General features: G+C 64.5%; 23 protein-coding genes and 1 tRNA gene. 12 read left to right on the top strand and 12 right to left on the bottom strand.

The genetic code is table 11. The features are described from left to right. Positions 1–47: 47 nt before the first annotated feature. A tRNA-Arg gene (locus EN852_RS22800) sits at positions 48–124 on the bottom strand. A gap of 187 nt (positions 125–311) precedes the next feature. Continuing rightward, positions 312–1,805: a HAMP domain-containing sensor histidine kinase gene (locus EN852_RS22795; RefSeq protein WP_127866293.1), complete on the bottom strand. Its 1,494-nt coding sequence runs from the start codon at positions 1,803–1,805 to the stop codon at positions 312–314. Positions 1,806–2,060: 255 nt separating this feature from the next. Between EN852_RS22795 and rpmH the strand changes: the two genes are divergently transcribed. From rpmH to yidC, 3 genes are read left to right on the top strand one after another with little or no spacing between them, the layout of a single operon-like run. Then, a complete protein-coding gene (gene rpmH / locus EN852_RS22790; protein WP_008833937.1) occupies positions 2,061–2,195 on the top strand; it encodes a 50S ribosomal protein L34 in 135 nt (44 codons plus the stop codon). Positions 2,196–2,211: 16 nt separating this feature from the next. Then, positions 2,212–2,565 carry a ribonuclease P protein component gene (gene rnpA / locus EN852_RS22785; RefSeq protein ID WP_112128961.1) on the top strand — a complete coding sequence of 118 codons (354 nt, stop codon included), beginning with the start codon at positions 2,212–2,214 and terminating at the stop codon, positions 2,563–2,565. A 14-nt stretch (positions 2,566–2,579) separates the two neighbouring features. Next, a complete protein-coding gene (gene yidC / locus EN852_RS22780; RefSeq protein ID WP_127877212.1) occupies positions 2,580–4,412 on the top strand; it encodes a membrane protein insertase YidC in 1,833 nt (610 codons plus the stop codon). A 589-nt stretch (positions 4,413–5,001) separates the two neighbouring features. On the opposite strand, the gene EN852_RS22775 is transcribed toward yidC, so the two are convergent. Then, positions 5,002–6,546, bottom strand: a complete 1,545-nt coding sequence (locus EN852_RS22775) for a DHA2 family efflux MFS transporter permease subunit (protein WP_127877211.1) — start codon at positions 6,544–6,546, stop codon at positions 5,002–5,004. After that, a complete protein-coding gene (locus EN852_RS22770; protein WP_127877210.1) occupies positions 6,543–7,838 on the bottom strand; it encodes an HlyD family secretion protein in 1,296 nt (431 codons plus the stop codon). The genes EN852_RS22775 and EN852_RS22770 overlap by 4 nt, the downstream gene beginning before the upstream one ends. A gap of 288 nt (positions 7,839–8,126) precedes the next feature. Between EN852_RS22770 and EN852_RS22765 the strand changes: the two genes are divergently transcribed. The 3 genes from EN852_RS22765 to yihA all read left to right on the top strand — a co-directional run bounded on the left by EN852_RS22765 (position 8,127) and on the right by yihA (position 9,893). Continuing rightward, positions 8,127–8,441: a hypothetical protein gene (locus EN852_RS22765; protein ID WP_127877208.1), complete on the top strand. Its 315-nt coding sequence runs from the start codon at positions 8,127–8,129 to the stop codon at positions 8,439–8,441. A 145-nt stretch (positions 8,442–8,586) separates the two neighbouring features. After that, positions 8,587–9,225, top strand: a complete 639-nt coding sequence (locus tag EN852_RS22760) for a CatB-related O-acetyltransferase (RefSeq protein WP_189546110.1) — start codon at positions 8,587–8,589, stop codon at positions 9,223–9,225. A gap of 26 nt (positions 9,226–9,251) precedes the next feature. Next, positions 9,252–9,893: a ribosome biogenesis GTP-binding protein YihA/YsxC gene (gene yihA / locus EN852_RS22755; RefSeq protein WP_126064861.1), complete on the top strand. Its 642-nt coding sequence runs from the start codon at positions 9,252–9,254 to the stop codon at positions 9,891–9,893. Between the two features lie 182 nt (positions 9,894–10,075). Here the strand turns inward: yihA and EN852_RS22750 are convergent, their stop codons facing one another. Together EN852_RS22750 and EN852_RS22745 are read right to left on the bottom strand one after the other, a co-directional pair. Beyond that, positions 10,076–12,541: a DNA translocase FtsK gene (locus EN852_RS22750; protein WP_127877204.1), complete on the bottom strand. Its 2,466-nt coding sequence runs from the start codon at positions 12,539–12,541 to the stop codon at positions 10,076–10,078. Between the two features lie 219 nt (positions 12,542–12,760). Continuing rightward, entirely contained in the window at positions 12,761–13,459 is a 699-nt protein-coding gene (locus EN852_RS22745) for a TetR/AcrR family transcriptional regulator (protein ID WP_127866285.1), read from the bottom strand. A 132-nt stretch (positions 13,460–13,591) separates the two neighbouring features. Here EN852_RS22745 and EN852_RS22740 point away from each other — a divergent pair, with 132 nt between their 5' ends. From EN852_RS22740 to EN852_RS22725, 4 genes are all read left to right on the top strand, one after another. Next, entirely contained in the window at positions 13,592–14,785 is a 1,194-nt protein-coding gene (locus EN852_RS22740; protein WP_127877202.1) for an HlyD family secretion protein, read from the top strand. Between the two features lie 145 nt (positions 14,786–14,930). Further along, positions 14,931–16,544 carry a DHA2 family efflux MFS transporter permease subunit gene (locus EN852_RS22735; RefSeq protein ID WP_127877201.1) on the top strand — a complete coding sequence of 538 codons (1,614 nt, stop codon included), beginning with the start codon at positions 14,931–14,933 and terminating at the stop codon, positions 16,542–16,544. A 282-nt stretch (positions 16,545–16,826) separates the two neighbouring features. Further along, positions 16,827–18,104: an SDR family oxidoreductase gene (locus EN852_RS22730; RefSeq protein WP_127877199.1), complete on the top strand. Its 1,278-nt coding sequence runs from the start codon at positions 16,827–16,829 to the stop codon at positions 18,102–18,104. Then, on the top strand, positions 18,104–18,592 hold the full coding sequence (locus EN852_RS22725; protein ID WP_127877197.1) for a DUF2269 domain-containing protein: 489 nt from the start codon (positions 18,104–18,106) through the stop codon (positions 18,590–18,592). Before EN852_RS22730 ends, EN852_RS22725 begins: the two co-directional genes overlap by 1 nt. Positions 18,593–18,614: 22 nt before the next feature. On the opposite strand, the gene msrB is transcribed toward EN852_RS22725, so the two are convergent. The 4 genes from msrB to EN852_RS22705 form a co-directional block, all read right to left on the bottom strand. Further along, positions 18,615–19,118 carry a peptide-methionine (R)-S-oxide reductase MsrB gene (msrB, locus tag EN852_RS22720; RefSeq protein ID WP_127877195.1) on the bottom strand — a complete coding sequence of 168 codons (504 nt, stop codon included), beginning with the start codon at positions 19,116–19,118 and terminating at the stop codon, positions 18,615–18,617. Positions 19,119–19,352: 234 nt separating this feature from the next. After that, entirely contained in the window at positions 19,353–19,907 is a 555-nt protein-coding gene (locus tag EN852_RS22715; protein ID WP_127877193.1) for a fasciclin domain-containing protein, read from the bottom strand. A 216-nt stretch (positions 19,908–20,123) separates the two neighbouring features. Continuing rightward, positions 20,124–20,846 carry an anti-sigma factor gene (locus EN852_RS22710; RefSeq protein ID WP_127877191.1) on the bottom strand — a complete coding sequence of 241 codons (723 nt, stop codon included), beginning with the start codon at positions 20,844–20,846 and terminating at the stop codon, positions 20,124–20,126. Then, complete coding sequence (locus EN852_RS22705; RefSeq protein ID WP_127866277.1) at positions 20,843–21,382, bottom strand: sigma-70 family RNA polymerase sigma factor; 540 nt, start codon at positions 21,380–21,382, stop codon at positions 20,843–20,845. Before EN852_RS22705 ends, EN852_RS22710 begins: the two co-directional genes overlap by 4 nt. 392 nt (positions 21,383–21,774) lie before the next feature. Here EN852_RS22705 and argB point away from each other — a divergent pair, with 392 nt between their 5' ends. After that, positions 21,775–22,668, top strand: coding sequence for an acetylglutamate kinase (argB, locus tag EN852_RS22700; RefSeq protein WP_041009675.1), 894 nt, complete (start codon positions 21,775–21,777; stop codon positions 22,666–22,668). Positions 22,669–22,713: 45 nt separating this feature from the next. On the opposite strand, the gene bchE is transcribed toward argB, so the two are convergent. Continuing rightward, entirely contained in the window at positions 22,714–24,282 is a 1,569-nt protein-coding gene (gene bchE, locus EN852_RS22695; RefSeq protein ID WP_127866276.1) for a magnesium-protoporphyrin IX monomethyl ester anaerobic oxidative cyclase, read from the bottom strand. Between the two features lie 102 nt (positions 24,283–24,384). Further along, positions 24,385–24,861 (bottom strand): Lrp/AsnC family transcriptional regulator, encoded by a 477-nt coding sequence (locus tag EN852_RS22690; RefSeq protein WP_040984916.1) that lies wholly within the window; start codon positions 24,859–24,861, stop codon positions 24,385–24,387. A 139-nt stretch (positions 24,862–25,000) separates the two neighbouring features. Here EN852_RS22690 and phhA point away from each other — a divergent pair, with 139 nt between their 5' ends. After that, complete coding sequence (gene phhA / locus EN852_RS22685) at positions 25,001–25,834, top strand: phenylalanine 4-monooxygenase (protein ID WP_127866275.1); 834 nt, start codon at positions 25,001–25,003, stop codon at positions 25,832–25,834.

Genomic DNA, 25,834 nt, shown 5'->3' with positions numbered 1-25,834 from the left:
CACCGGGGGTGCCCCGGTTCCCAGTTTTGTTCCGGAATGTGGGAATTTGGCGCGCCCGAAGAGATTCGAACTCCTGACCCCCAGATTCGTAGTCTGGTGCTCTATCCAGCTGAGCTACGGGCGCGCAACAGGCCGTGTTTGACACAAGCCCCGCGTTCCGGTCGAGACGGCCGGCCGCGATGTGGAGTGTTCCCTAACGACTGAATTTGAGAATTGCAAGCCGATCCGGCAAAAGTTTTGTCGCAGGTACTTTGGTCCCTGCTGAGGCGTGTCGCGATTGCAAGCCGGCCTCACCTGAATCTCGGTGCACCTCAGGCGGGGCGGCGCAGGCCGTTGCGCGCCTGGTCGAGCCGGACCGGCTGGTCGGGGATGGTGACGGCGAAGACGGTGCGGCCGCCGATCGATTCGACCAGCTCGACCGCGCCGCCATGGGCGCGGATCAATTCATGCGCGATCGCCAGGCCAAGGCCGGTGCCGCCGCTGCGCGCCGAGCCGCGGAAGGCGGCGAACAGGTTCTCGCGCGCCTTGGGCGGCAGGCCGGGGCCGGTGTCGGTGACGGTGATGCGGCTGACGCTGCCATGGCGCTCGGCCGCGACGGCCAGCCGGCGCACCACCGTCCTCTCCGTATCGGCGGCCATCGCCTGAATGGAGTTGCGGCACAGATTGGTGAGCACGCGGAAGAGATGGTCGGAATCGGCATCCACCTCGAAGGCATGCTCGACGCCGTTTATGAACTCGATGCCTTCCTCGATATCGAGCAGGCCGTGCACGTCGTCGACCAGCTGGCGCAGCCGCAGACGCCGGCGTGACGGCGCCGGCTCCTGCGTGCGGCCATAGTGAAGCACGCCTTCGGAATAGGACACGGCGCGGTCAAGCGCGCGCAAAAGCTTCGGCGCGAAGGACTGCACGGTCGGGTCTTTCACCTGGCGCAGGCGGTCCGACATGAGCTGCGCGGAAGCCAGGATGTTGCGCATGTCGTGATTGATCTTCGACACGGCCAAGCCGAGGTCGGCGAGGTGCTTCTGCTCGGCCAGCATCTTCTGCAGCCGATCCTGCATCTGCGCCAGCTCGCGCTCGGCGACGCCGATCTCGTCGGAGCGCTCGGTCGGACAGATTATGCGCCCGGGATCGTCTGGCGCCTCGGAGAAGGACAGGATCGAGCGCGTCATGGTGCGGATCGGCCCGATCATGATCAGGTCGATCGCCGCGTAGACCAGCATGGCGGTGAAGAGCGAGATGAGCAGCGAGACGACGGCGACATTGCGCGAGTATCTGAGCATAGCGTCGCGCAGACGGTAATCCGGCATGATCAGCTCGAATTCCTTGTCGCTGTCGCCGACCGGACCGAAGACGCGCAGCATGCGCTTGCCGCCGAAGAACAAGGTGTCGAGCGCGCCGGTCATGCCGTTGACCAGGCCGACATTGGCGATGTCGATATGCTCGTCGACCTGCGGCGGCATGTCGGAAACAACGAGCAGCCGCGACACCCCGCCATCGCGCACGGCAATCGCCTTGGCGCCGATCGCCATCAGCACGTCGTTTTGTGCGTTGTGCGACAGCGAGTTCGGCTCGCCCTGCAACAAAACGATCGACACGGCGGCGGCGGTGCTCAACCGCTCCTTCAGCCAATTGACCCGGTAGCTGGCGATCCAGGGCAGGAAGATCAGGATTTCGGCCAAGAGCACGAAGGCGATGGTGAGAAGAAGAAGCTTGGTCGACAGGCCGCGCGACAGCGGCACCCGGCGCGTCGGATTTGCCGCCGCCGGGGTTGCCTTTTCATCCGTGGACAGGACTTCACTCGTCATGACGCGGTCTTCACGAAGCCTTGATGGGCAAGATTATGCGATTTGCGGCTTTTTTGCCAATTTCAACCTTGGTCCAGCGAAAAAATGCCCGGAGACCACGGCGGATTGACTTCCAAAAACCTTCTTTCTATAAGCCCGCTCACGCTCGGGCCATTCGTCCCGGCGCGGTTTCGATCGCGCCTAAGCCGGCCCGGCAAAGCTCCTGTTACAGAGTGACAGAATCAAGAAGGGCCGCACCCCGCGGTATTAAAACAAATGAAGCGTACCTACCAACCGTCCAAGCTCGTCCGTAAGCGCCGGCATGGTTTCCGTGCCCGCATGGCCACCAAGGGTGGCCGTGGCGTCGTTGCTGCCCGCCGTAATCGCGGCCGCAAGCGGCTCAGCGCCTGAACGAAAGACGAGATCGTTGCCCGCAACCGGCAAGCCAAAGGGGAAAACTCCCGGGCGGCTTCTGAAACGCGCGGACTTCCTGGCTGTGCGCGGCGGCGAGAAACGCCGCGGACGGCTTTTTCTCGTTGAAGTTCTCGACCGCGGCGACGACCTTGCGCCGCGCGTCGGCTACACCGTCACCAAGAAGGTCGGCAACGCCGTGGTGCGCAACCGCGTCCGGCGGCGGCTGAGGGAAGCCGTGCGCGTTCACGCCGCCGATGACATGGCGCCCGGCAATGACTATGTCATCGTCGGGCGTGAAGACGTGCTCGCCACTCCATTCGGCCAGTTGAAGGCCGAGCTTTCCCGCCGGCTACGCGGCGCACGATAGGCCAAGGGCTTTCGATGGAAAACAACCGCAATTTCTTCATCACCATCGCGCTGTCGGTGCTGATCCTGACGCTCTGGCAGGTGTTCTACATGAACCCGAAGATGGAGCAGCAGCGCGAGCAGGCCCGCATCGAGCAGCAGCGCGTCGAGGCGCAGAAGAAGGAAGCGGGCGGGGGCGCCAACTCCGGCGCGGCCGGAACGCCGGCCCCGGCGCCCGGCAGCGTTCCCGGCGCACCTGGCGGTGAAACGGTGACCGCCGCCAGCCGCGACCAGGCCATTGCCGCGACCAAGCGCGTCAAGATCGACACGCCCAGCCTCGCGGGCTCGATCAACCTGACCGGCGCGCGCCTCGACGACCTGAAGCTCAAGCACTATACCGAGACGGTCGACAAGAACTCGCCCGAGATCGAGCTGCTCAACCCCTCATCGCTGCCCAATGGCTATTTCGCCGAGATCGGCTTTGTCGGTAACGATGCGACCGGCGCGGTGCCGGGCGCGGATACGGTGTGGAGCGTCGAGGGCAATCCGACGCTGACGCCCTCGACGCCGGTGACGCTGACCTTCACCAATGACAAGGGCCTGACGTTCAAGCGCACCATCTCGATCGACAACGAATACATGTTCACCGTTTCCGACACGGTGCAGAATTCGGGAACGGCCGCCGTCTCGCTCTACAATTACGGGCGCGTCACCCGTTTCGACAAACCGGCCGTCGCCAGCACCTATGTGCTGCATGAAGGCTTGATCGGCGTCACCGGCAGTGAGGGCCTGACGGAGTACAAATACGCGGCCATCGAGAAGGACAAGGAAGTCAAGCCCGGCAAATCCACCGATGGCTGGCTCGGCATCACCGACAAATACTGGGCCGTGACGCTTATCCCGACGGAGAAGCAGCCCTTCCAGCCGAAATTCTCCTATTTCGAGTTCAAGGACGGGCCGCACAGCCACAGCTATCAGTCCGATTTCCTGTCCGACGCGATCAGCGTCGCACCCGGCCAGTCGACGACGATCGAGTCTGAAATCTTCGCCGGCGCGAAGGAAGTCGCCAAGATCAACGCCTACGAGGCCGACCGTCACATTCGCCAGTTCAACCTGTTGATCGACTGGGGCTGGTTCTATTTCATCACCAAGCCGATGTTCTGGCTTATCGACACGCTCTACAAATTCTTCGGCAATTTCGGCCTGGCGATCCTCGCCACGACCGTCATCGTCAAGGCGATCTTCTTCCCGCTGGCGAACAAGTCCTACGCCTCGATGGCGAACATGAAGAAGGTGCAGCCGAAGATGGTCGAGATCCGCGAGAAATACGCGGACGACAAGATGAAGCAGCAGCAGGCGATGATGGAGCTCTACAAGACCGAGAAGATCAATCCGCTCGCTGGCTGCTGGCCGGTGGCGTTGCAGATCCCGGTCTTCTTCTCGCTCTACAAGGTGCTCTACATCACCATCGAGATGCGGCACGCGCCGTTCTTCGGCTGGATCCACGACCTTGCGGCGCCCGATCCGACGTCGATCTTCAACCTGTTCGGCCTGCTGCCTTTCGCCGCGCCCGCCTTCCTGCCGCATATGGGCGCCTGGGCGGTGGTGATGGGCATCACCATGTTCCTGCAGATGCGCATGAACCCCGCGCCGCCGGACCCGACGCAGGCCGCGATCTTCACCTGGATGCCGGTGATCTTCACCTTCATGATGGGCTCGTTCCCGGCCGGCCTCGTCATTTACTGGGCCTGGAACAACACGCTGTCGATCCTGCAGCAGGGCGTGATCATGAAGCGCCAGGGCGCCAAGATCGAATTGTGGGACAATCTGGCGGCGATGTTCCGCAAGAAACCATCGCCGGCTGAATAGAAGGCCGCCTGAACTTCCAAAGCGAACCCCGGTCCATGGCCGGGGTTTCTCGTTGGAGATACCGACGGGACAGCGCCAACCTTCGCGATTAGCCGTGCCCCTCTTCCCGGTCGTCATTCCAGGGCGGAGCAAGGAGCGAAGCGACGCGCGCAGACCCTGGAATCCATGCCGTTACGCCAAGGCGTTGCAACGGTTATAGAATTCTGGACCGTCACACTCCGCGGCAGAGGTCACGGAATGGATCCTCGGGTCAAGCCCGAGGATGACGACATCACGGGGGTTCGGCCGATCTCCAACGTCGGCGCCATTCGGGCAAGGCGATCGCGTATGGCTTTCTGAGTTCAGATAACCGGCATGCCTTGATCGGCGTTGGCCTTCGCCACCAAGCTCATACATGATTGTCCGCTCGATATGCCGGGGCGGAACAATTTTCGGCAAATTACCAGGAGTTTCTGAAACTCCGCCCGCACCCGCTTCGTATGATTCCAGTCCTCCCCAAAAAGGCCGGACGGCTTCCGGCGCAGCGACGCCGGTGTTTGGGAGGTCGTCCGACAGGCCGGGGTCCCGCGGGCGGCGGGATCCCGGTCCTCTATTCCATGGCCGCGCTGTGATCGACCTTGGCCGGCGTGGACGGCTTGCGCAGCAGAAGCACCAGCGGGATCGCGGTCAGAGACAGGATCATCATCAGCTTGAAGTCGTCGATATACGAGATGATCGTCGCCTGCAGCGTGACGAGGCCGTCGAGCGCGGCGCGGCCGGCGGCGGTGTAAGGGCTCAGCGCCTGTGAGATCGCCGGGTCGCCGAAGGCCGGATTGTAGGGCGTCACATAGGTGGCGATGTTGGCGTGGTTGATCTGCTGGTTCTGCGTCAGCAGCGCCGAGACCACCGAGATGCCGACGCTGGAGCCGATGTTGCGCGACAGATTGTAGAGGCCGGTGCCTTCCGCGCGCCGCTCCGGCGCCAGCGTGGCGAAGGTGATGGTGGTGAGCGGCACGAACAGGAAGCCGAGGCCTGCACCCTGGATGAAGCCGGTGCTGATGATCGTCCATTGCGAGACGGCCGGCGTCCAGCCGGTCATGTCGTACATCGCCCAGGCGGTGATGGCGAGGCCGATGAACAGCAGCCAGCGTGTGTCGACCTTGCCGACCAGGCGGCCGACCACGAACATGCAGGCCATGGTGCCGAGGCCGCGCGGCCCCATGACGATGCCGGCCGTCACCACCGGGTAGCCCATCAGCGTCTGCAGATAGGGCGTCATCAGCGCCAGAGAGGCGAGATAGGTGATGCCGATGATGAAGATGAAGATCATGCCGACGGCGAAGTTGCGGTCGAGGAACAGCCGCGGGTTCACGAAAGTGTCGCGCGCGGTGAAAGTGTGGACGATGAAGATGTAGAAGGCCGACGCGCAGACCAGCGCCTCGACGATGATCTCGGCCGAGGAGAACCAGTTGAGCTGCTCGCCGCGGTCGAGGAACATCTGCAGCGAGGCGATGGCGAGGCTGAGCATGCCGAAGCCCAGCCAGTCGAGCCTGGCCTTGAGGTCGAGCTTGGTTTCCTGGACGAACATCGAGACGCCGAAAAAGGCCAGCGCGCCGATCGGCACGTTGATGTAGAACACCCAGCGCCAGGAGACGTTCTCGGTCAGCCAGCCGCCGATGACCGGCCCCAGCACCGGGCCGACCATGACCGAGACGCCGAACAGCGCCATGGCCGAGCCGCGCTCCTCGGCGCTGTAGATGTCGAGCAGGATCGACTGCGAAAGCGGCACGAGCGCCGCGCCGAACAGGCCCTGCAGCAGGCGGAAGCCGACGATCTGCGGCAGCGACTGCGCGAAACCGCACAGCACGGAAGCGACGACGAATCCGGTGATCGCCACCAGAAGGATGCGCTTGCGGCCGAAGCGGTTGGCCAGATAGCCCGACGGCGGCGTCATCACCGCGGCGGCGACGATATAGGAGGTCAGCACCCAGTTGATCTGGTCGGCGCTGGCCGAGACGCTGCCCTGGATATAGGGCAGCGCGACGTTGGCGATGGTGGTGTCCAGCGCCTGCATGATGACCGCCAGGATGACGCAGGCGGTGATGGCGCCGCGATTGGCGACCACGGGCGCGCCTGTCGCGGAAGCCGTTGTCATGACTTTGACCCGGATTGCTTGAAGAGGCTGGTGATGAAATCGGGCAGGCCGCGCGCGTGGCCGGTGTCGATGTCGACCACAGCGCTCATGCCGCCGCGCAGCGGCGGCTTGCCGTCCGGATCGTCGATCGTCACGCGCATCGGGATGCGCTGCACGACCTTCACCCAGTTGCCGCTGGTGTTCTGCGCCGGCAGCAGCGAGAAGCTCGACGACGATGCGGGGCTGATCGAGCCGACGGTGCCGTGCCAGACCTCGCCCGGATAGCCGTCGATGCTGATGGTCGCCTTCTGGCCGGGGCGCACATAGGTGAGCTCGGTTTCCTTCGGCTCGGCGGCGATCCAGATGTCGGTCGATGACACCAGGCTGAAGGCCGGCTGCGAGGCCGGCAGGTACTTGCCGACCTGCAGCGCGTCGACATTGGTGACGATGCCGTCGAACGGCGCCCTGACGACGGAATCGTTGAGGTTGCGCTGCGCGTCGTCCACCGCCGACTGGGCCTGCAGGTAGAACGGGTTCTGCTCGACCGGCTGGCTGGCGTCGCCGCCGAGCTGGGCAAGCATCGCCTGCGCCTGCGCCTTGGCAACGGTCACCTTCTGGCGGGCCGCGACGAGATCGTGCTGGGCGCTGTCGAAGCTCGCCTTGGAGGCGGTCGAGGTCTTGAGCAGGTCCTGCTGACGCTGGAAGGCCGACTCGTAATAGGGGATGTCGGCCTCGGCCTGGTCGATCGACGCCAGCGACTGCCGGTAGCTTGCCTGCAGGGTCAGCACCTGGTTGCGCACCGTGCCGAGCTGCGCCTTGGCGCCGGCGAGCGCGGTCTCGAAGGAGGCAGGCCGCAGGCGAAAGAGCACGTCGCCCTTCTTCACGGACTGGTTGTCGTGCACGTCGATCTCGTCGACGGTGCCGGAGACGTCGGTCGACACGCCGAGCGACTGCGCCTGGATATAGGCATTGTCGGTGGTCATGATCTGGCCGCCGACGACGTAATAGTAGCCGCCGGCCGCCAGCGCGACGGGCAGCAGGGCAAACAGGATCGGCCGCGTCAGGCTGCGGCGCGGCCTGGCGGGGGCGGGCGGGGCCACCGTGACGGCAGCCGGCTTCGGCTGAGCCGAGGGAGCCTCCAGCGTCGCCGGCTCCGGCGCCACGGGCGCTTCCAGCTCGTCGTCCTCGACGACAGGCGGATTGTTGCCGCGCCTTTGCTCGCGCTGGCTGTCCAGGCGAATGACCTGGTCGCTTGCTCTTTCGCCGACAATGTCTTCGTCGGCGGGCTTTCTGGGTGAGGTTCCTTCAGACATGGATTTTCTCCCGGTCGACGGCCGGCTGGGTACAGGCCTCGAGCAGATTGCAATTGGTCAAGCGTGTTCCGAAAAGGCGCGCGGCGTCGTGCAGCACGAAGCTGAGGGTGGGCGAGGTGGACATGGGAGGTCAGCGAGTCGGCGACAACTTTTCGTGAGCATGCTTATTATCATCATGCACATAATCCCGCTGGACGCGCAGCGCAAGACCGACTAAGGCGCTTGGTAAAAATATCGCATAGGCCAGAACCCGCCGGACCGGCTTGGGTTTTCGACGAGGACAAGACGATGAACCGGCTCAAGACCGCCATGCTGGCGCTGCTCATGGGATACGCTTTTCCGGCCACCGCGAAGGACGCGGTGAGCTGCGGCGGAGCGGCGATGCTGGGTGGCGCGCAGCTCAATTGCAGTCACGTGCAACCCAAGGCGCCGCCGCAATTCTGCACCTTCAGCTGGGCCTTGCACACGACGGCCGGCGAGCAGAAAATCGTCGAAGGCAGCTTCTCGCTGCCGCCTGGAGCGTCGAACGTCCAAGTCTATCAGGGCAGCGGCTTCGACAGCGCCCTTTCCAACCCGATCGTGATCTGCCGCGGCAACCACTGAACGGTTGGTGCCCGCGGCCGGATCACGTTAGTTTGATCGGACGTTGACCGCGCCGGAACGCGCTGTCTCTCTGTTTTTACGCAATTCCGGACTGAAAACCGCTCACACTTTTCCTGGAATTGCTCTAGCCATGGAGGGGACCGCGGTGACCGGACCCAACCCCAACATCAAGCATCCGATCGCGATGCATCCCCGCGTCGGCTTCCTGAAGCCGCTGGTGACGTCGCCCAACATCGAGATCGGCGACTTCACCTACTACGACGATCCCGACGGTCCGGACAAATTCGCCGAGAAATGCGTGCTGCACCACTACGACTTCATCGGCGACCGGCTGGTGATCGGCAAGTTCTGCGCCATCGCGGAGGGCGCGCGCTTTATCATGAATGGCGCCAACCACGCGATGTCCGGCTTCTCGACCTATTCGTTCAACATTTTCGGGCATGGCTGGGAGGAGGGCTTCGACCCTGAGACATGGTCGAAGGAGATCCGCGGCGACACGATTGTCGAAAATGACGTCTGGATCGGCATGGATGCGGTGATCATGCCGGGCGTCCGGATCGGCAATGGCGCCATCGTTGCGGCGAAATCGGTTGTCACGCACGACGTGCCGCCTTATGCGATCGTTGCGGGCAATGCTGCCAAGGTGGTGAAGATGCGCTTCGACGACTTTACCGTGCGCCGCCTGCTCAAGGCGGCCTGGTGGGACTGGCCGGTCGACAAGATCAGCCGCAACCTCGACGCCATTCGCGGCGCCGACATTGCAAAACTGGAGGCTGCGGCTTGAGCGCGCCCAACACGAAAAGCGACAAGATGGCGATCGATCCAGAGCTGTTCACCCGCGGCTGGATCTTCATCCGCGGCGTGCCGTCGATGAAGTTCCTGCCCCCGGAAGGACCGCCGGAGATCGCCTTTGCCGGCCGCTCTAATGTCGGCAAGTCGTCGCTGATCAACGCGCTGGTCGGCCACAAGGGCCTGGCGCGCACCTCGAACACGCCAGGGCGCACGCAGGAGCTCAACTATTTCGTGCCGGACGGATTCTCCGGCGAGGGCGCCGACCTGCCGCCGATGGCGCTGGTCGACATGCCCGGCTACGGCTATGCCAGCGCCCCGAAGGACAAGGTCGATGAGTGGACGAAACTCATCTACGAATATCTGCAGGGCCGCGTGACGCTGAAACGCGTCTATGTGCTGATCGACGCGCGCCACGGCATCAAGGCCAAGGACGAGGAAGTGCTGACCCTGCTCGACAAGGCGGCGGTGTCCTACCAGGTGGTCCTGACCAAGACCGACAAGATCAAGGCCGCCGGCGTGCCGAGGCTGATCGAGGAGACGCTGGCCAAGATCAAGAAGAGGCCGGCGGCGTTCCCGGTGGTCCTGGCGACATCATCGGAAAAAGCCTCGGGTCTCGACGAGCTGCGCGCCGCGATCGTGCTGGTGGCGAACGGCGGCTGACGCGGTTGTGGCCTCGGAGCGAGCCAGCCGCGTATGGCGCTCCCCCTCACCCAGCCTCCGCTTCGCTCGGCTGACCTCTCCCCTAGGGGAGAGGAGATTGCCGGCGCTGGCGCCAGTCTCCTCTCCCCCACGGGGAGAAGGTGGCCGCGAAGCGGCCGGATGAGGGGGCGTGCGCGCGCCGCTCAGTCCGTCTCTTCGCGCTCCGGCTCGCGATCGCGCCGGCCGGTGAGGATCTCGCGCTTGCCGACATGGTTGGGGGCGCCGACCAGGCCTTCCTTCTCCATGCGCTCGACCAGCGAGGCGGCGCGGTTGTAGCCGACGCCGAGACGGCGCTGGATGTAGGAGGTCGAGCATTTCTTGTCACGCTTGACCACCTTGACCGCTTCCTCAAAGAGCGCGTCGCCATCCTCCTCTCCGATCGGGCCCTTGTCGAAGACCGGGCCGGAATCGGCCGCCTCCTCAGCCTCTTCCTCGTCGGCGGTGACGGTGTCGAGATATTCGGGACGGCCCTGCGCTTTCAGATGCGCCACGACATGCTCGACCTCCAGGTCGGAAACGAAGGGGCCGTGCACGCGCGAAATGCGCCCGCCGCCGGCCATGTGCAGCATGTCGCCCTGGCCGAGCAGCTGCTCGGCGCCCTGCTCGCCGAGGATCGTGCGGCTGTCGATCTTGGACGTCACCTGGAAGGAGATACGGGTCGGGAAATTGGCCTTGATCGTGCCGGTGATGACGTCGACCGACGGGCGTTGCGTCGCCATGATCAGATGGATGCCGGCGGCGCGCGCCATCTGCGCCAGCCTCTGGATGGCGCCTTCGATCTCCTTGCCGGCCACCATCATCAGGTCGGCCATCTCGTCGACGATGATGACGATATAAGGCATCGGCGCGAGGTCGATCACGCGTTCCTCGAACAGCGGCTCGCCGGTGCCCTTCTCGAAGCCCGCCTGCACCTGCATGGTCACGACCTCGCCCTTGTCGCGGGCGCCGGCAGCGCGCTGGTTGTAACCGTCGATGTTGCGCACGCCGAGGCGCGCCATCTTGCGATAGCGGTCCTCCATCTCGCGCACCGCCCATTTGAGCGCCGTGACCGCCTTCTTCGGATCGGTGACGACCGGCGTCAGAAGATGCGGGATGCCGTCATAGACGGAGAGTTCCAGCATCTTGGGATCGACCATGATGAGGCGGCATTCCTCCGGCTTCATCCGGTAGAGCAGCGACAGGATCATGGTGTTGATGGCGACCGACTTGCCGGAACCGGTGGTGCCCGCCACCAGCAGATGCGGCATCTTGGCGAGCTCGGCGATGACCGGTTCGCCGCCGATCGTCTTGCCGAGGCCGAGCGCCAGCTTGCAGGAGGTGTTGCGGAAACCGGCCGATCCGATCAGCTCGCGGAAATAGACCGTCTCGCGCGTCTCGTTGGGCAGCTCAATGCCGATGACGTTGCGGCCCGGCACCACGGCGACGCGCGCCGAGATCGCCGACATCGAGCGGGCGATGTCGTCGGCCAGGCCGATGACGCGGCTGGATTTCACGCCCGGCGCCGGCTCGAATTCGTAAAGCGTGACGACCGGACCCGGCCGGACATGGATGATCTCGCCCTTGACGCCGAAATCCTCCAGCACGCTTTCGAGCAGGTCGGCGTTCTGCTCCATCCGCTCCTGCGACATATAGAAACCCTGGCCTTCCGGCGGCATCTGCAGGAGTTCCTCGGAGGGAAGCTCGTAGCCGACGGAAGCCGGCAACGGCACGACCTCGCCGGCGATGGGCAGGGAGGGCGCCTGCCTCGCCATCCTTGCGCTTGCCGGCGCGGGAACCGGCATGTTCTCGGCGGGTGCCAGCTGGGCGGCTACTTGGGGCGGTGCCGGCGCCGGCGCCGGAGCAGGGCTCATATCCGCCGCGTTGGAGCGCCACTCGATGACCCGGTAGAACGATGTCGCCTCGCCCATGAAGGCGGCGCGGGGCGGTATCGGTTGCGCCGCCGGCGCCGGCATCGGCCTGACGGGCGGCGACACTGGCACCGCGGGGGCCTGGCCCGCTTCATTCAGGCGCGCCCGCGCCAGGCGCTCGGCGAGGAAAGGCATGCCGAATTCGAAGAAGGCGTGATCGGAAAGATAGGACCAGCGCAGTCCGCTCTGACGCGGCTTTTGTGCCGGAGCGGCGGTGGGCTGGGGCGGTGCAGCGGGAGCGACGGGCGTGGCGGCGGAAGGGCCGACGACCGGTTTGGCTTGCGCCGGTGCCGCGGCTCGAACGGCGGGAGCCGCGGGAATGGTCCGAACTGAATTGGCCGGCGGCGTCGCCGGTGCAGGCCGGACGGGCGCGCGTGCCGGAGTCTTGGCCGGCGCGGCATCTTCCTGCGGAGCGGCCCGCCGGGTGAGATCGGTGTCGGGCGTGCGGGTGAACCGCACATTGGGCGCAAGGAAGAAATAATCCTGCCAGGCCGGGCGGTGGAACTCGCCGCCATCGGCCGATTCGGAGGACGCGCTGCGAACGGCATTCGTTTCGCCCTGGTTTGAGGACCGCAACGTCACGACCTGTCCCGCTTGCGCTTGTGGAACCCCGCCACGGCGCCCGTCTGCGCCGTGATCGTTGTCGCCTTGATAAGCGGAATCGCCGGAGAGATTGGCACGGGGAAAGCGCATGGATGTCATACTCGAGACTCGCCGATTGAACGTCTCCCGAGACATAGAAAGCGATGGTTAACAGGTCCTTCCGAAAGCGCCCGTGGAGGATGCCGATCGGCGTCTGAAAAGGATCGGCAGACGGTCTTCACGGCACGTGAGGTCCGCCGCGATACGGCAAAGTTTTCAGCTCGCGGGCGCGAATTCTCAAGGCTTGCCGCCCGCAACGGACTTCGCAAGCCGGGACAATCAGGCCGACGCGGAAGCCCGTTCCTCGGCGAAGAATTTTTCCGTGCCGTAGGCCTTGAGAAACACATCGACACCGGAGGTGACGACGCGCTCGATCTCGGCCTGGCTCGGCGCCTTGGTGCGATAGGAAAAGATGCACTGGCGGAACAGGCCGGCGAGGCAGAGCTCGGTGAACTGATAGGCGGCAAGATCGACATCGTCGATCTTGAGCAGGCCGCGCGCGACCGCCTCATCGAGGAAAACCATCATCCTGTCGTGGCCGCGCTTCGGGCCGCGTTCGTAGAAACGAGCGCCGAGCTCGGGAATCCGGTCGGCGGCACCGACCACGGTGCGCTGCGCCTGGATGACCTTGACCGACGTGATCTTGGCCGAGAGCCCCATGCCGAACTTGACCAGCGTCCTGCGCAGGTCCTCGAAATGATCGAGCGCCTCATACAAGTTCTTGAAGATGGTGCCGCGCTCTTCCTCGATGAGAGCCTCGAACAGCTCTTCCTTGTTTTCGAAATAGACGTAGATCGTGCCCTTGGAGACGCCAGCCTCGCGCGTGATATCGTTCATCGAGGCGGCCTCGAAGCCCTTGTCTATGAAGACGCGCCGCGCGCCTTCAATGATCTGGGCGCGCTTGACCGGATCCTGCCCGGCCGCCGGACGGCCCTTGCGCAAGTCGAGCAGATCGCTGTCCGCTGTCGTGTCGACCATGGAAGTCATTCCTTAGAAAATATTTCGAACCACTCGGTTCGATTTCCTCTTGATATGATCCTCTTCCCGCGCTATGTCAATGACCAATTCGAACCGAACGGTTCAGTCTGACTGACATCCAGAGAGTTACCCATGTCCTCCAACGCGCCCGCCACCGCCGAAGTCCGTACGTTTCCCAACGCCAAGGTCCAGCCGTCGACCGAGGCTCCGGAAATCCCTGTCCAGCCCGCCGCTCCGGTTGCGACGCCCGCGGCTGAAGCACCCGCCAAGAAGAAGCGTTCGGTGCGCTCTTTCCTTTTGCCGATCATCGGCCTGGCCCTGCTCGGCGCCGGTTCCTACTATGGCTATAACTACTGGACCGACGGCCGGTTCATGATCTCCACCGACGACGCCTATGTCCAGGCCGATATGTCGTTCGTGTCGCCGAAAATATCCGGTTATATCGACAAGGTGCTGGTGAGCGAGAACCAGAAGGTCAAAGCCGGCGATCCGCTGTTCGTCATCGACAATGGCGACTACAAGATCGCCGTCGCCCAGGCCGAGGCGCAGATCGCCACGCTGGCGAAGACGCTCGACCGCATCGACGCCCAGACCAAGGCGGCCCAAGCTTCGCTGCAACAGGCCCAGGCCTCGAAGGTTGCCGACCAGGCTGCCGCCGACAATGCGGCGCGCGCCCAGGACCGCGCCGCACAGCTGCTCAAGACCCGTGTCGGCTCGCAGGCGCAGCTCGACGACGCCCAGACCGCGCTCGACCAGGCCAAGGCGGCGCTTGTTGGCGCCGATGCCCAGATCGCCGCGGCGCAGGCCAATATCGGCGTCCTGGAAGCACAGCGCGCGGAGCAGGCCTCGACGCTCGCCTCGCTGCAGCTCACCCGCGACAAGGCCCAGCGCGACCTCTCCTTCACCGTGCTGAAGGCGCCCTATGACGGCGTCGTCGGCAACCGCTCGGTCGAGCAGGGCGACCTCGTCAGCCCCGGCCAGAAGCTCGCCGTCGTCGTGCCGATGGACAAGCTCTACATCGTCGGCAACTTCAAGGAGACGCAGCTCGGCCGCATGATGCCCGGCGAGAAGGTCCGCATCACCGTAGACGCGATCGACGGCCAGAGCTTCGAAGGCACGGTCTCCTCGCTCGCGCCGGCTTCGGGCGCGGTGTTCTCGCTGCTGCCGCCGGAAAACGCCACCGGCAACTTCACCAAGGTGGTGCAGCGCGTGCCAGTGCGCATCGACGTGCCGGCCGACGTCTTGAAGACTGGCAAGCTGCGCGCCGGCCTGAGCGTCGTCGTCGCGGTCGACAGCCGCACCGCGCCGGCTTCGACGACCAACTGATCGGGGGGCGGTTCGGTGGCCATTCGAGCGCCGAGCCGCCCAGCCTGCTTTCGAGCGGCAGACCCGCTCCGACCATATGTTTCGACGCATTTCCGGACGAAAGCCGCCACGCGGTTGTCCTGGAATTGCCCAGGGAGGCCATGAGATGGCAACCGCAACCATTACCGCAGGATCAATGCCCGCACGTCCGGCGGCCGCTGCGCCGGCGCTGCCCGCGGACCAAATGCCTGTGCGCCGCGTCGTCGCCTTCCTGGCGATGGTGTTCGGCATGTTCATGGCGATCCTCGACATCCAGATCGTGTCGGCCTCGCTGTCGGAAATCCAGGCGGGCCTCAGCGCCAGCTCCGACGAGATCCCGTGGGTGCAGACCGCCTATCTGATCGCCGAGGTGGTGATGATCCCGCTGTCGGGCTTCCTCAGCCGCATGCTGTCGACGCGCGTGCTGTTCACCACCGCGGCCGCCGGCTTCACCGCGGCCAGCGCGCTCGCCGCGACCGCCACCAACATCGACCAGATGATCGTCTACCGCGCCATCCAGGGTTTCATCGGCGGCGGCATGATCCCCAGCGTGTTCGCGGCCGCCTTCACCATCTTCCCGCCTTCCAAGCGCGCCGTCGTTTCGCCGATGATCGGCCTGGTGGCGACGCTGGCGCCGACGATCGGCCCGACGGTGGGCGGCTATATCAGCCATGCCCTGTCCTGGCACTGGCTGTTCCTGATCAATGTCGTGCCCGGCATCCTGGTGGCGACGGCGGCGTGGGCACTGATCGACTTCGACAAGCCCAACCTGAAACTGTTCTCCAAGTTCGACTGGTGGGGCCTGATCGGCATGGCCGCCTTCCTCGGCTGCATGGAATATGTGCTGGAGGAGGGCCCGAACCATGACTGGCTGCAGGAGCCGGCCGTCTTTGCCTGCGCCATCATCATGACCATCGGCGGCATCATCTTCTTCTGGCGCGTCTTCACCGCCGAGGAGCCGATCGTCGACCTGAGGGCCTTCAGCAACGTCAACTTCGCCTTCGGTTCGCTGTTTTCCTTCGTCGTCGGCATCGGCCTTTACGGGCTCACTTATCTGTATCCGGTGTTCCTCGGGCGCATCCGCGGCTACGATTCGATGATGATCGGCGAGGCGCTGTTCGTCAGCGGCCTGGCGATGTTCTTCACCGCGCCGGTCGCCGGCATCCTGTCGAACAAGATCGATCTCAGGCTGATGATGATGATCGGCTTCGTCGGCTTCGCCACGGGCACTTGGTGGATGACGCATCTCACCGCCGACTGGGACTTTTACGAACTGCTGATCCCGCAGATCCTGCGCGGCTGCTCGATGATGCTGTGCATGGTGCCGATCAACAACATTGCGCTGGGCACCCTGCCGCCGGAACGGCTGAAGAATGCGTCGGGCCTGTTCAACCTGACCCGCAATCTCGGCGGCGCCGTGGGGCTCGCGCTGATCAACACGGTGCTGATCGACCGCAACGCCTTCCACTATGCGCGGCTTGCCGAGCATGTGCAGTGGGGCAGCCAGGCCGCGCAGACCAAGCTGCAGAACATGACGCTGAACTTCGAGCAGACCGCCGGCCTCGACGCGGGCAGCGCGGCGATCTCGAAATTGTCGGGCATGGTTCATCAGCAGGCGGCGCTTTTGTCCTTCATGGACGTGTTCATGATGCTGACGGTGCTGTTTGCCTCGCTCGGATTCTTCGTGCTGTTCATCAACAAGCCGGCGCAGCAGCGCGGCGGTGGCGGCGGAGGCCATTGAGGAGCCGGAACCCCCGCCTGGTCTCCTCAACACGTGACCCCGGAAATCGGCGACGATTTCCGGGGTCATTCTTTTAAATCCGCCCGCCTGGCAGAGAGCTGCGCCGCAGCCCGGCGGAAGCCTTGGCATTCACGTCGCGCATCGGCCAGATCAATTCCAGGAAAGGTGTGTAACGGCTAGGCTCGGCGACGTCGCCGCAGCCCTCATCCGGAATTGCGTAACACCAATGCTGAGAGCGGTTCGGCGATTCCGTGAAACGCTGAAGCGCTCTAGAGTTCCGGCATGAACATCCTGATTCTCGGCGCGACCGGCTTCATCGGTTCGGCCGTTGCACGGAAACTGACCGAGGAAGGCCACCAGGTCACAGGGCTTGGGCGCGAGCCGGCGCGCGCGGCGCTGAAGATGTCGCAAGCTCGCTGGCTGAAGGCCAACCTAACCGGGATGACGCGGCGCGAGGACTGGCAGGATGCGCTGGACGGGCAGCAAGTGGTCGTCAATTGCGCCGGCGCGCTGCAGGACGGCTACTCGGACGATGTCGGCGCCATCCAGGAACGGGCCATGCTAGCCCTCTATGAGGCGGCACGCGGACGGGATTTGCTGATCGTGCAGATATCGGCGGAAACGGAGGGAGCCGGCTCCGACCTGCCCTTTCTCGACACCAAGCGGCGCGCCGATGCGGCGCTCACGGCAAGCGGCGTGCGCCATGTCATCCTGCGCCCGGCGCTGGTCCTCGGGCGCAATGCGCATGGCGGCTCCGCCTTGCTGCGAGCTCTCGCCGCCTTTCCGCTCGTGATCCCCCTGGCTTATGCGGACAGCCCGGTCATGACGGTTGCGCTTGACGATGTCGCGGCCACCGTCAGCGCCACCATCCAAGGCACGCTGCCGCCGGGATCGGACATCTCGCTGGGCCGCGATGACGGGCTGAGACTGAAGGACATCGTCCTCCTGCACCGCAGCTGGCTTGGACTGCCACCTGCCCCGGTGCTTGCCGTCCCGTCGCCGGCCGCGAGGCCGGTGACATGGCTGGCCGATCTCGCCGGGCGGCTTGGCTGGCGCTCGCCGCTTCGCTCCGCGGCACTGGCGGTGATGTCGGGCGGTGTCCGCGTTCGGCAGCGGTCACGGGCCGACCGGCGCCTTTTGTCGGCGGCAGAGACACTCGCCGCCGCCCCATCGGGCGTGCAGGATTTATGGTTTGCCCGCCTCTACCTTCTGAAAGCGCCCATCATCGTCACGCTCGCGCTGTTCTGGGTGGTCTCGGGTATCGCGCCGTTCCTAGGATTCGAGGCGCGCGGTCATTTCGCCAGCTTCCTGCCCGACCGGCCGGCGAGCGCCATGCTGGCGGCGACGTGCCTTGCCGATATCGCGCTGGGGGTTGCGGTGCTGTTCCGGCCCTGGGCGCGGCGCGCTCTGCTCGGCATGCTCCTGCTGACGCTGATATACCTGCCCGCCGCGACGTTGGCGGAACCAGCGCTCTGGCTCGACCCGCTCGGTCCCCTGGTCAAGGTGGTGCCGTCGATGCTGCTGACGCTCACGGCCCTGGCCATACTGGACGAACGCTGATGCCGCTCGAGGATATTCTTCGGCTTGTCCATGTGCTCGGCGCGACGGTTTTGTTCGGCACCGGGATCGGCATCGCCTTCTTCATGGTGATGGCCGTCAGGACGCGCGATCCCCGCGTCGTCGCCCATGTCGCCGGCATCGTGGTGATTGCCGACACGGTCTTCACGGCCACCGCCGTGGTGCTGCAGCCGCTGACCGGCTACGGCCTGGCGCGCAGCATCGGCTGGCCGCTCAACGAGGGATGGATCCTGCTGGCGCTGGCCCTCTATGTCGTTGTCGGCCTGTTCTGGCTGCCGGTGGTCTGGATCCAGATCCGGCTGCGCGACATGGCGAGGCAAGCGGCGGCGGAAGCGTCCGCGCTGCCGCCCGGGTTCGACCGGCTCTACCGGGTCTGGTTCGCCTTCGGCTTCCCCGCTTTCTTCTGCGTGGTCGCGATCTTCTGGCTGATGCTGGCCAAGCCCAGCATCACCATCTTCGGCCTCGACTGAAGTCGGTCCGAGAAGGCGCCGCTCAAGCCGCGGCCGGCTTGAAGCTCAGCGCCACGCCGTTGATGCAGTGGCGCAGTCCGGTAGGCGGCGGGCCGTCGTCGAAGACATGGCCGAGATGACCGCCGCAGCGTCGGCAATGCACCTCGGTGCGCGTCATGCCGAGCGAAGTGTCCTCGGTCTTGCCGATGGAGTTGGCGATCTCCTGGTAGAAGCTCGGCCAGCCGGTGCCGGAATCGAATTTTGTCTCAGACGGGTAGACCGGCAGGTCGCAGCCGGCGCAGGCGAAGATGCCCTTGCGGTGCTCGTTGAGCAGCGGGCTGGTGCCGGGATATTCAGTGCCCTGCTTGCGCAGCACGTCGAAGGCTTCGTCCGACAGAATGGCATGCCATTCGGCGTCGGTCTTGGTGACCTCGAAGGTTTCGGCGGCGAGAGCGGGCTTTGGTCCGCCGGCGCGCAGCATCGCCCCGGTTCCGACGATGAGAGCGGTGGCGGCAGCCCCGCTCCAGAGAAAATCGCGACGGTTCATGGCCGTTCCTCCTGACGCATTTTGCCAAGATAGAGCGCCGCCCGAAAATCAAAAGCCGGTGACGCGCTATCGGTTGTCTTAAACAACCCCAGACCGAAAACCGCTTTGCGCTTTCCTGGAATTGCTGCTCCGCGCCGCCCTTGCGGGAGCGCGGAGCACACCCTTGCCGGCGGCGCGGATCTTGGATGTCGCGGCCGGCGCTCAGTCATGTCTTCGCCGGCCAGGTCCGCTTTGTTACATCTTCGGCAAGAGAACCTTGTCGATGACGTGGATGACGCCGTTTGACTGGCGGACATCGGCGATGGTGACGTGGGCGACATTGCCGTTCTCGTCGGTGACGGTGACCTTGCCGCCCCTGGCCTTCAGCGTCAGCTCGCAACCGCCGACGGTCTTGACCTGGTGGGCGCCGCCATCGGCCTTGGCCATCTTGGCGACATCGGCTGCCAGCGCCTTGGCGGCGACGACGTGGCAGGTCAGCACCTTGGTCAGCTTGTCCTTGTTATCGGGCTTGAGCAGCATGTCGATCGTGCCGGCGGGCAGCGCCGCGAAGGCTTCGTTGGTCGGCGCGAAAACGGTGAACGGACCTGCGCCCTGCAGCGTGTCGACAAGCCCGGCGGCCTTGACCGCGGCGACCAGCGTGGTGTGGTCCTTCGAATTGACGGCGTTCTCGATGATGTTCTTCTTGGCATACATCGGCGCGCCGCCGACCATCGGGTTGGCATAGGCAACTGCGCCGATCACGGAAAGGCCGAGCGTTGAAGCAAGCAAAAGGGTGGCGAGTTTACGCATTGTGTCAGTCTCCTCGGGTTGTTTTTCCCATCCTTGGGAACGCTAGGAGATACGGGACTACCGAAAAGCTAGTTTCACGACTGTTGCAATTTTTTTTCTTCATGCAATTTATTTCAAATGCGCCAGCCTACTAGGGCGACAGAATTCCCCCGTCATCTGCTGACAGAAAATAGACTGCGATTAGTCTTTATGGGCGTGATTGTGCCGAAACGACGGTCAGATGCCCTTCAGGTCACCCGCGGCGACGACCGGTCCGGTCGGCTGGCCGGTCGGCGAACCGCCCGAAGGCTCGAGGCTGACGGCGAGCACGGCGCCTTGCGCGAGCTTCTGCTGGACGGCAGGGGTAACGGCCATGCGCGCGGTCTGGCCGGCAGGGATGACGCCCATCGAGACCGGCGCGTTCTTGCCTTCGATCATCCACAGCTCGAAGTCCTTGCCGGCGCCGTGATCGCCGGAGACCAGCGACAGGCCGACCTCATGGCGGCCGGCGTCATAGACGGCGAGGTATTTGACGTTGCTGTTGTCGGCCGCGAGCGAGGCGACCAGCCTGGTGCCGGGCGGCTGAACCGGCGGATTGACGTATGGCAGGGCGATATAGACGGCCAAAGCGGCAATGGCCGCGGCAGCGAGGCCGCGCCAGAAGGCAAGGCTCGTCCACAAGGTGCCACCGGGCGCCGGGGATGTGGAAGAAGTCGACGCGAAGAGGCGGCGGTCGATCGCCACCTTGACCGAAGCCGGCGGCTCGACCGCGGCGTAGGCGGCGGCCATCGGCGCGAAGTGGACCTCCCAGGTATCGACCAGGCGGGCAAACGCCGTCTCGGTGTCGATGCGGCGGGACGCGATCCGCCGTTCGTCGGCTGGCAGAACGCCGAGAACGTATTCGGCGGCGAGCAGGTCGTCGCCTCCACGTTCCGGTCCGTTGTCTTCCGCCAGCGTCATCTTTCCAGGCATTCCCTCAGTTTGAGCAGGCTTCGCCGCAGCCAGGTCCGCATCGTGTTCAGCGGAACCTTGAAGCGCTCCGCCAGCTCGGCATAGCTTTCGCCGCTCAAATAAGCGCCCCGGACGGCCGCCGCCCGGTCTTGTTCAAGTTCGTCGAGGCAATGGTGGATGCGTTCGGCCTCGCCGCCCGCCACAGCCATCGCCTCGGGTCCCGGCGTCGGATCGGCGACGTCGAGGGCCACATCGATGTTGGCGGAAGGACTGCGCCGCGCCCGGATGCGATCGATCGCGTGATTGCGCGCAATGGCCACCAGCCAGGAAATCGGGCTCAGATCGGAAACCGCGAAACGGTCCGCCTTCGTCCAGATCTTGACGAAGACCTCCTGCAGCGCTTCTTCCGCATCTCCCCTGTCCTTCAAGACACGGAGGCAGACACCGAAAAGTTTCGCGCTGGTCTGCCTGTAAAGCAGATCGAACGCGGCCCGGTCCTTCATCGAAGTCCGGACGATCAGCTTGCTGATGTCCTGCGGCGCCATGGCGGCAAATTAGAAGATTGCGATTTATTTGCAACGGGGGCCGGAAGGCTTCGCCCGCCAAGGGCAGCGGCACGCTCGCGCGAGTCGGCAGTGAGCCGCTGCCAAGCAAGTCCGCCAGCGTTCAACGACTGCTCAGGCTGCCGGCTTAAATCGCATAGGAAGTCCTCCGTCTCCGTCCCGGCTTCGCGGACGGAGATAGAGCTAGCGCTGCCATATTGGTTACATGGCTAGACCGCTAACGATTTCATCATTGTGACCGCAAAGCCGTTTGCGGCCTGCGGCAATTCCCGCTAAGAGGCCGCCAATCACGCTTTAAGTCTGATTTCAAGCATGTCTTCATCCTGAAACCGGTACCCACTTTCGGGAGACATGCTCAGCTGGGATCGATACCGATGACGGACATCGCCGCCAACGCCGAAATGCAGGCCGCGCTGCTCTCGCGCGCGCTGCCTTACATGCAGCGCTACGAGAACAAGACGGTGGTGGTGAAATATGGCGGCCATGCCATGGGCGATACCGAGTTGGGCAAGGCCTTCGCCCGCGACATCGCGCTGCTAAAGCAGTCCGGCGTCAACCCGATCGTCGTGCATGGCGGCGGACCGCAGATCGGTGCGATGCTGACCAAGATGGGCATCGAATCCAAGTTCGAGGGCGGCTTGCGCGTCACCGACCAGAAGACGGTCGAGATCGTCGAGATGGTGCTGGCGGGCTCGATCAACAAGGAGATCGTGGCGCTGATCAACGCCGAGGGCGAGTGGGCGATCGGGCTTTGCGGCAAGGACGGCAACATGGTGTTCGCCGAAAAAGCGCGCAAGACCATGATCGACCCCGACTCCAATATCGAACGGGTGCTGGATCTCGGCTTCGTCGGCGAGCCGGTCGAGGTCGACCGCACGCTGCTCGATCTTTTGGCGCGCTCGGAAATGATCCCGGTGCTGGCGCCGGTCGCGCCCGGTCGCGACGGCCACACCTACAACATCAACGCCGATACGTTCGCCGGGGCGATTGCCGGCGCCTGCCGCGCCTCGCGCCTCTTGTTCCTCACCGACGTGCCGGGCGTGCTGGACAAGAACAAGAAGCTGATCGACGAGCTGACCGTCGCCGAGGCCAAGGCGCTGATCAAGGACGGCACGGTTTCCGGCGGCATGATCCCGAAGGTCGAGACTTGCATCGAAGCGATCGAGCGCGGCGTCGAGGGCGTCGTCATCCTCAACGGCAAGACGCCGCATTCCGTGCTGCTCGAGCTCTTCACCGAGCATGGCGCCGGCACGCTGATCGTTCCGTAAGAAGACCAGGCAGGGTCGCTGTTTCTGCAAACGGTGAACCGTCCCTTAGCCGACTAATCTTCTCTCATCCGACACACGCGCGGTTTCGATGGTGCGCGTACCCGGCTTTCGGGCCGGCCGCCGGACCATCATCGATTCCTCCTCGGCATCCTGCGGCGCGCCCCAGAACTCGGCGAGCGTCGGTCCGTCCTTGACGCGGCGGTCGCGGACCAGGAAACCCCAGACTTCGCGGAACCAGACGCGGCGGCCCATCTTCGTGTACCAGCGCATCGAGTGGCGCTGTTCGGGATCGGGGTGGAACAGGATGCGCGCCAGCGCCTTCGGCCGCGACTGCACCGCGACCTCGATCAGCTTGACGGCGAAGAACAGCATCCACGGCTTCAGCCGGGTCATGTGCAGGACCTGGTGCTTGTAATCCCAGAAGCGGACGTCCTTCTGGATCACCTTGCGATCGGCGGCGATGCGGAAAAACGGCGTCCAGCGGTGCGGGGTAACATAGAGCGCCTGGATCTGGTCGGGATCGTAGGCGATGAGCTGGCGGAAGCCGCGCCACAAATCGCGAAGGCCCTCGTCCTCGAAGCCGGCGACCCAGGTCGCCATCGACAGGATGCCGTGCCGGCGAAGCAGCCGGATCGCTTCGCGGTCGGACTTCGTGCTGCCGCCCTTGCGGATCAATGACAGCGTCTCCTCGTCGGTGTTCTCCATGCCGAGCAGCCAGCGGATGACGCCCGCCTTGCGGTAAAGATGGAGGATATCGGCGTCGCGCACGATGTCGTCGGCGCGGGTCGAGCCGACGATCAGCACTGGCACATTCTCGGCGATCATGGCGTCCAAAAAAGCGCGCCAGGCTTTCTTCGAGGAGGTCGGGTTCTCGTCCGCCAGATTGACCAGCTCGACGCCGTGCTCGCGATGCAGCCAGGCGATCTCCCTGGCGAATTTGACCGGGTCGCGATGCCGCCAGCGGGTCCAGAAACCGCGCTGGCCGCAATAGTTGCACAGATGCGGGCAGCCGCGCGAGAACTGCATGACCACCGCCCGCTTGCCGCCCCAATAGGAGTAGCGGCGATGGTCGATCAGCTCCCAGCCGACGCGCCAGGCATCGAGGTCGGCAATGGTCATCGCCGGCTGGGTCGCGACCGGATGGCCAAAATCGTCGCGATAGGCGATGCCGGCGACACTTCCCACCGGCTGGCGCATCTCGATGGCCTCGACCAGAGCCGTCGCGGTCGCCTCGCCCTCGCCGCGCACGATGAAGTCGAAGACGTCGGTCGCGACCAGGATGTCGCGCCAGTGATAGGTCGGAAAGACGCCGCCATAGATCACGATGACGCCCGCCGCGCGGGCCTTGATCATCTCGGCGATCTTCAAGGCCGTCGGATGCGCCGAGGTCGAGCCGGAATGGCCGATTAGGATGAAATCCGGTTCGCCGTGCAGGGCGTCATCAACCAGCGCGGCTAGCAGCATCGGCCCGAACTCGGCATCGATCAGGCGCACCTGATGGCCGGAGTCGATCAGCGGACCGCCGATCGCCAAAAGCCCGAGCGGTGGCAAGTGGTCGTCGGGCACGCGGCTGCCGATGGCCGTGTGCGGCGGATTGATCAGCACGATGTTCAAGGCGGACCTCCATGTTGGTCCGCTTGTGCTAATGGCCGATGTCGAAGCCGCCTTGGCCCGATTCAGCAGTTTCCAAGCAGCTTTTCGCCAGATTTGACCGGATCAGCGCCGCAGATGGCTGAGCGGCACATGGCCGGGGCCCTTGATGTTCTGCAGCACCAGTTGCGTGTGGACGTCGCGTACGCCGGGCAGCCGCATCAGCCGATGCATGACGAAGGCGTTCAAATCGTCCACCGACGGGACCATGACATGCAGCAGGAAATCGTGGTCGCCGGTCATCGTCCAGCAGGACGAAACCTCGTCCATGCGCTGCACGGCGGCGATGAAGCTTTCCGGCGAGCCGTCGCTGTGGCTGACCAGCCGCACCTGGATGAACACCTCGACCGTCAGGCCGACGGCGCGGCGGCTGAGCACGGCGGCAAAGCCCTTGATGATGCCGGTTTCCTGCAAAGCCTCGAAACGGCGCGCGCAAGGCGTGGTCGACAGGCCGATCTCCTGCGCCAGCTCCGACACGGGCTTGCGCCCATCGCGCTGCAGGATATCGAGCATCTTGATTTCGAAATCGTCGAACTGAGGCATGTTTTCTCGATCTCACATTGATCTGAGTTATTTTACCTCAAAATCAGCGGACGAGCTACAAACAAGGGCTGATTTGCCTCAGCGATCGCTTCTACACTTCCCTTCACGATCCGTGGATCACGCTTCTGAGGAGGAAACGATGACAATCAGCGTTGCCGATTACGCCGCCGAATGCGCGGCGCAGGGCCTGCGTGGCGACTATTCGGTGTGCCGCAGCGATTTCACCGTGGCGCAAGGCTACGATTATTCCGCCGAGGAGCAGGCGGTGTGGCGCACGCTTTGCGACCGCCAGACGAAGCTGACCAAGAAGCTCGCGCATCGTTCCTATCTGGACGGCGTCGCGGCGCTCGGGCTGCTGGACAGGATTCCGGATTTCGACGCGGTCAGCGAGAAGCTCACCAAGCTGACCGGCTGGGAAATCGTCGCGGTGCCCGGCCTCATCCCGGCCGGCCCGTTCTTCGACCATCTCGCCAATCGCCGCTTCCCGGTCACCAACTGGCTGCGGACGAAAAAAGAGCTCGACTACATCGTCGAGCCGGACATGTTCCACGACTTCTTCGGCCATGTGCCGATCCTGACCCAGCCGGTGTTCGCCGATTTCATGCAGATGTATGGCGAGAAGGCGGAGGACATGATCGCGCTCGGCGGCGACGAGATGATCACCAGGCTCTACTGGTACAGTGCCGAATACGGCCTCATCCAGGAAGCCGGCCAGCCGCTGAAAGCCTTCGGCGCCGGGCTAATGTCGTCCTTCACCGAACTGCAATTCGCGGTCGAGAGCAAGGACGCCCACCATGTGCCGTTCGACCTCGAGACGGTGATGCGCACCGGCTATGAGATCGACAAGTTCCAGCGCGCCTATTTCGTGCTGCCGTCCTTCGATGCGCTGCGCGATGCCTTCGCCAAGGGCGACCTTGCCGGCATCATCTCACGGTTCAAGGGTCTGCCGGCGCTCGACCCTGCCACGGTCTGA

It is taken from the genome of Mesorhizobium sp. M2E.F.Ca.ET.209.01.1.1 (assembly GCF_004010375.2).
Classification (GTDB): Bacteria; Pseudomonadota; Alphaproteobacteria; order Rhizobiales; family Rhizobiaceae; genus Mesorhizobium.
The sequence above is the reverse complement of the archived record's forward strand: the minus strand, read 5'-3'. Positions and strand labels throughout refer to the sequence as shown.

Bases quoted from the DNA above. Each gene is read 5' to 3' on its own strand.
- EN852_RS22775 (WP_127877211.1), bottom strand. From the start codon at position 6,546: ATGACAACGGCTTCCGCGACAGGCGCGCCCGTGGTCGCCAATCGCGGC.
- EN852_RS22765 (WP_127877208.1), top strand. From the start codon at position 8,127: ATGAACCGGCTCAAGACCGCCATGCTGGCGCTGCTCATGGGATACGCT.
- EN852_RS22770 (WP_127877210.1), bottom strand. From the start codon at position 7,838: ATGTCTGAAGGAACCTCACCCAGAAAGCCCGCCGACGAAGACATTGTC.
- EN852_RS22795 (WP_127866293.1), bottom strand. From the start codon at position 1,805: ATGACGAGTGAAGTCCTGTCCACGGATGAAAAGGCAACCCCGGCGGCG.
- EN852_RS22740 (WP_127877202.1), top strand. From the start codon at position 13,592: ATGTCCTCCAACGCGCCCGCCACCGCCGAAGTCCGTACGTTTCCCAAC.
- msrB (WP_127877195.1), bottom strand. From the start codon at position 19,118: ATGAACCGTCGCGATTTTCTCTGGAGCGGGGCTGCCGCCACCGCTCTC.
- yidC (WP_127877212.1), top strand. From the start codon at position 2,580: ATGGAAAACAACCGCAATTTCTTCATCACCATCGCGCTGTCGGTGCTG.
- EN852_RS22715 (WP_127877193.1), bottom strand. From the start codon at position 19,907: ATGCGTAAACTCGCCACCCTTTTGCTTGCTTCAACGCTCGGCCTTTCC.
- yihA (WP_126064861.1), top strand. From the start codon at position 9,252: ATGGCGATCGATCCAGAGCTGTTCACCCGCGGCTGGATCTTCATCCGC.
- EN852_RS22730 (WP_127877199.1), top strand. From the start codon at position 16,827: ATGAACATCCTGATTCTCGGCGCGACCGGCTTCATCGGTTCGGCCGTT.
- argB (WP_041009675.1), top strand. From the start codon at position 21,775: ATGACGGACATCGCCGCCAACGCCGAAATGCAGGCCGCGCTGCTCTCG.
- EN852_RS22735 (WP_127877201.1), top strand. From the start codon at position 14,931: ATGGCAACCGCAACCATTACCGCAGGATCAATGCCCGCACGTCCGGCG.
- phhA (WP_127866275.1), top strand. From the start codon at position 25,001: ATGACAATCAGCGTTGCCGATTACGCCGCCGAATGCGCGGCGCAGGGC.
- EN852_RS22745 (WP_127866285.1), bottom strand. From the start codon at position 13,459: ATGGTCGACACGACAGCGGACAGCGATCTGCTCGACTTGCGCAAGGGC.
- EN852_RS22750 (WP_127877204.1), bottom strand. From the start codon at position 12,541: ATGACATCCATGCGCTTTCCCCGTGCCAATCTCTCCGGCGATTCCGCT.
- rpmH (WP_008833937.1), top strand. From the start codon at position 2,061: ATGAAGCGTACCTACCAACCGTCCAAGCTCGTCCGTAAGCGCCGGCAT.
- EN852_RS22705 (WP_127866277.1), bottom strand. From the start codon at position 21,382: ATGGCGCCGCAGGACATCAGCAAGCTGATCGTCCGGACTTCGATGAAG.
- EN852_RS22725 (WP_127877197.1), top strand. From the start codon at position 18,104: ATGCCGCTCGAGGATATTCTTCGGCTTGTCCATGTGCTCGGCGCGACG.
- EN852_RS22710 (WP_127877191.1), bottom strand. From the start codon at position 20,846: ATGACGCTGGCGGAAGACAACGGACCGGAACGTGGAGGCGACGACCTG.
- EN852_RS22690 (WP_040984916.1), bottom strand. From the start codon at position 24,861: ATGCCTCAGTTCGACGATTTCGAAATCAAGATGCTCGATATCCTGCAG.